Below are 4,404 nucleotides of genomic sequence, written 5' to 3'. Positions count from 1 at the left end.
CTCGCCCACCGGCGTGCCGAGCGGCGACCCCGCCAGCGCCGCGGCCAGCGCCGCCAGCGCCGCGGCCTGCCGCTCGCCGAGCCGGCCGAGGCCGTGCACGAGCGCGTCGTCGAAACCGGCGACCAGGTCGCACGCCTCGTCCACGCCGTCCGGCGTCCCGCCGGTGAGCTCCCCGAGCTGGATCCCGAGCATCAGCCCACCGCCCCGGTCGCCGGGAACCAGTGCATCTCCGGAAGCGGGCCCGGCGCCTCCGGCAGTTCGAGGTAGGCCAGATGCCGCAGGAACCGGCTGAAGACCATGGCGGCGGGCGCGGGCTCCGCCGTCCCGTCCAGGCGCTCCATCAGCGACTCGCCCTCCCCGACCTCCACGCGCAGGTACTTGGCGACCCGGTCGAGCCCGTACTGCCGGACCCCCTCGTCGGCGAGCGCGCGCAGGTGCTTGCACGGGTAGGGCCCGCCCAGCCCGCCGCACGGCCGGTTGTTGTTGGTGCTGCAACTGAACCCGTGCGTCCCCGCCGTGATGGACGAGACGTACACGCGGGCGATGTCCGACCCGCTCGACACCACCCCTTGCAACCGTCCGTCCGCCATCTCGACGAACGGCACCTTCGCCAGCTTGCGCGCCGCCATGGGCGACACCACCCGCCATGCGCTGCGCCGTTCCCACGCGGGCGTCTCCGCGTCCACCGGCCTCAACTCCCAGCCCCGTTACCAACGAATCACGATCGGGCAAGCCAACCAGAACCCGGTCCCACCAGGGGCCGCGCTCCGGAGCCACTCGAACCCTCGCACCGACGTCCGACAAACCCGGGGCCGCCTGAACCCCCGTGCGCGAAGGGATCCCGGTGGTGGACGGTAACGATTGTTGCTATCTGTTGAAGAACGTGACTTTCTGGCGGGGGAGTGCGATGGCGGCCGGCGGGACACCAGGGGCGCGCGGACGGCGGGCCCGCGACGACGCGCTGACGATGACGCGCCGCTCGAACGCGGCGTACCGGGCGGCCGAGGGCTGGACGCGGGACGAGGCGGACCGGCGGGTCCTGGCCGCGCTCGCCGGGCTCACCGCCGTCGGCTGGCACCTGCTGGTGGACCGCCGCCTGGCCGAGCCCGCGCCGCCCCCGGACGCGGCCGTGATCCTGGTCGGTCCCGGCGGCGTGTTCGTGGTCGCCGTGCGGCACTGGGCGGACGCGCCGTCCGTCCAGGACGGGCGGCTGACGGCGGGCGGGCGGTGGCGGGACGGGGAGGAGGCCGGCCTCCTCGCGACGACCCTCGCCGCCGACGACCAGGTGGGCGCGTTCGGCATGTCCCCGGTCGCGCTCCGGCCGCTCATGGTCTTCGCCGGGCACCGCCTCGACACCGCGTTCGGCCGGATCCGCCTGCTCGGCCATCCCGACGTGATCCACATGCTCGTCGCCGAGCCGAGACGGCTCACGCCGCCCATGGCGCGGGCGGTCGCCGCGCATCTCGCCGAGGCGTTCCCCGACCTGGAGGCCGTCACGATCGAGGAGGGCGGGCCGTCCGGGGACGAGGCGGAGCCGGGCGCGCTCTTCGAGACCGAGGAGGTGGAGAAGGCCGCCCTGGAGTCGCTGCGGCACGCGCCGATCGAGCGGTGGATGACCTTCCTGCACCCCGACCAGGCCGCCGTCGCCCGGCGCGACTGGAGCGGCCCGGCGCGCATCAGCGGCCCGGCGGGGACGGGCAAGACCGTGGTGGGCCTGCACCGCGCCGCCGAGCTCGCCGCGCGCGGCACGGGACGGATCCTCTATGTCACCTTCGCCAACAACCTCCCGCTCGTGCAGAAACACCTGTTCGCCAGGATGGCGGGGACGTTCGCCGACCGCGTGGAGTTCTCCAGCCTGCACAAGTGGGCGCAGTCGTTCCTCGCCGGACGCGGCGTCCCGGTCAGGCTCCACGCCGACCGGGTCGACGACGCGTTCTCCCGCGCCTGGATGGCCGAGGGGCGCGACAGCGTCCTCACCGAGATCGACCCGTCCCCGTCCTACTGGCGGGAGGAGATCGACCACGTCATCAAGGGACGGGGCCTGGCCTCGCTGGAGGAGTACCGGGACATCGCCCGGCACGGCCGCCGCACCGCCCTGCAGACGGCGCACCGGGAGGCGGCGTGGCTGCTGTACGAGGAGTACGAGCTGCTGCGCGCCGAGCGGGGCGTCCACGACTTCAACGACGTGCTGACGGCGGCGCTCGCGGAGCTGGAGCGCGCCCCGGCCGACCCGCCCTACGCCGCGGTGATCGTGGACGAGGTGCAGGACCTGCCGCTCGTGGGCGTCCGGCTGCTGCACGCGCTCGGCGGGGACGGACCGAACGGCCTGCTGCTGATCGGCGACGGCCAGCAGGCCGTGTACCCGGGCGGTTTCCGGCTGGCCGACGCGGGCCTGGGCATCAAGGGGCGCGGCGCGGTGCTGCGCACGAACTACCGCAACGCGGCGCCCATCCTGGAGACGGCGATGGAGGTGGTGTCCGGCGACCCGTTCGACGACCTGGAGGGGCCGAGCCCCCACGGGCGCCGCGCCGTCGAGACGACCTACCACGACGGGAAGGTGGTGCGGGTGCGGGCGGGCGACGGCGCCGACCACGACCGGCGGCTGGTCGAGGCGATCAGGGCGCTCGCGGAGACGGCGGACGGGCCGGCGGCGCTGGCCGGCGCGGCGGTGCTGTGCCGGTCGCTCCGGGACGTCGAGGACTACCGGCGCCACCTCACCCGCGCGGGCGTGCCCGTGCTGCGGCTGGAGCGCTACGACGGGCGGCCCGCGGAGGCGGTGAAGATCGGTACCTACCGGCGCGCCAAGGGACTGGAGTTCAAGTACGTCTTCCTGCCCCGCCACGACGCGGGTCTGCCGGCCGGCGACGACGGCGATCGCGAGCGGGCCGAGCTGACCCGCAGGCAGCTGTTCGTCGCGATGACCCGGGCCCGTGACCTGCTGTGGCTCGGATCGGTGGCGGCCGAGGGCGGCTGAGGGCCGCGGGATCAGTCGAGGAGGGGGTGCAGGACGGTCGTGCCCCAGCGGTCCCAGTCCAGCTGGGGCTCGTCGCGGCGGGCCTCGGCCAGCGCGGATTCCAGTGCCGCCTGCAGCTCGGTCTCGGCGGCGGCGCCCCCGGCGAGGACGGCCAGCCGGGTGAGGACGTGCGGGTAGAGGACGGCGGCGTGCCCGGCCGGGACGGCGCCGCGGCACGCGAGGAACGCCGCGGGCCGGTCCAGGCTGCGCCGCAGCGCCCGGGTGTGGCCCGCGGCGGCGCCGTCGTGGCAGCCGAGCACGACCAGCCGGGCCCGCAGGCCCGAGCCGTCCGCGGCGCGCAGCCCGGTGAGGTCCAGGCCGCCGACGAGCAGCCGCGGCGGGGCGGTGGCGTCGCAGTGGTCGTCGATGAAGATCACCGGAGCGGCGCGGATCGCCTCCCGGCGCCGCTCGACGCTGTCGGACGCGCACACCCGCACGTCGAGCCCGCCGAGCCCGGCGCACCGGTCGCCGACCTCGCGCAGGCGCCGCGCGATGCCGGTGATGCGTCCGCGCGTGACGAGCGCGACCGGAAGCGGGTCGGGCAGCACGCCGTTCGCCGGGCCGTCCGTCGAGCCGACCGGTAGGGGATCCGGGGCTGGGGCCTCGGTGGAGCCTCCTGGGGGCGCGCTCGGCGCGACGCCGCGGGGGAGCAGCCCCGGCAGGTGCGGCAGCAGGTGCTCGGCGTCGCGGTCGCGGACCTTCACCTCGACCGAGGCGCTGCCGTCGGCCCGCACCTCGCACTCGATGGACAGCAGCACCGCCGCCATCGGGTCGGCGGCGGCCCGGCCGCCGTCGACCAGGCCCGAGACCGTCCCGGTGAGGACGGTGAACACGCCCACCGCGACCCAGGCCAGCACATTCCCCTGCACGTCGGTCGCGATGTTGACCGCGACGCCGACGGCGGACGCCGACACGGCGGCGGCGAGGCCGACCAGGAACGGGCGCGGGGAGCGGCTCACGCGCCCTCCTCGCGCGCCCGCGCCAGCCCGGCGCGGGCGCTCGCCACGATCTCGGCGCCGGCGTTCGAGGCGGCGTCCTCGGTGAGTACCCTCTCGAACAAGGCCGCGGCCCGGCGCGGCTCGCCGCCGCGCAGGTAGAGATGGCCGAGGCCGGTGCCGGCCCGCAGCGTCGCGGGATGGGCGGGGCCGAGCCTGCGGGCGCGGATCTCGTGGACCCGGAGCAGCAGCGCCGCGGCCTCGTCCGGGCGGCCGAGGTCGACGAGCACCGCGGCGAGCCCGGCCTGCGGGACCAGCGTCGCCGGATGCTCCACGCCGAGGTCCGCGCGGGCCCGCTCGAACGCCTCGCGCAGCAGCCGCTCGGCCTCGGGCAGGTCGCCGAGGTCGCGGTGCACGGCGGCGAGGTTGGCCTGCAGCGCGAGGGTCCGCGGGTCG

General features: G+C 76.2%; 4 protein-coding genes and 1 pseudogene. 1 reads left to right on the top strand and 4 read right to left on the bottom strand.

Translation table 11 applies throughout. The features are described 5' to 3' along the window. Nucleotides 1-192, bottom strand: a pseudogene (locus E1291_RS39535) (hypothetical protein); the annotation flags it as partial. Further along, entirely contained in the window at nt 192-629 is a 438-nt protein-coding gene (locus tag E1291_RS39530) for a hypothetical protein (protein WP_207401197.1), read from the bottom strand. The gene E1291_RS39530 and the pseudogene E1291_RS39535, both read right to left, overlap by 1 nt. A gap of 278 nt (nt 630-907) precedes the next feature. Here E1291_RS39530 and E1291_RS39525 point away from each other — a divergent pair, with 278 nt between their 5' ends. After that, complete coding sequence (locus E1291_RS39525; protein WP_131743133.1) at nt 908-2,974, top strand: UvrD-helicase domain-containing protein; 2,067 nt, start codon at nt 908-910, stop codon at nt 2,972-2,974. 11 nt (nt 2,975-2,985) lie between these two features. Here the strand turns inward: E1291_RS39525 and E1291_RS39520 are convergent, their stop codons facing one another. Together E1291_RS39520 and E1291_RS39515 are read right to left on the bottom strand one after the other, a co-directional pair. Continuing rightward, entirely contained in the window at nt 2,986-3,972 is a 987-nt protein-coding gene (locus E1291_RS39520) for a hypothetical protein (RefSeq protein WP_131743132.1), read from the bottom strand. Beyond that, nucleotides 3,969-4,404, bottom strand: a 436-nt coding sequence (locus E1291_RS39515) for a tetratricopeptide repeat protein (protein WP_131743131.1), incomplete at its 5' end; no start/stop codon positions are given. The genes E1291_RS39515 and E1291_RS39520, both read right to left, overlap by 4 nt.

Source organism: Actinomadura roseirufa, assembly GCF_900659635.1.
Lineage (GTDB): Bacteria > Actinomycetota > Actinomycetes > Streptosporangiales > Streptosporangiaceae > Spirillospora > Spirillospora roseirufa.
This window is presented reverse-complemented; position numbering and strand designations above follow the sequence as displayed.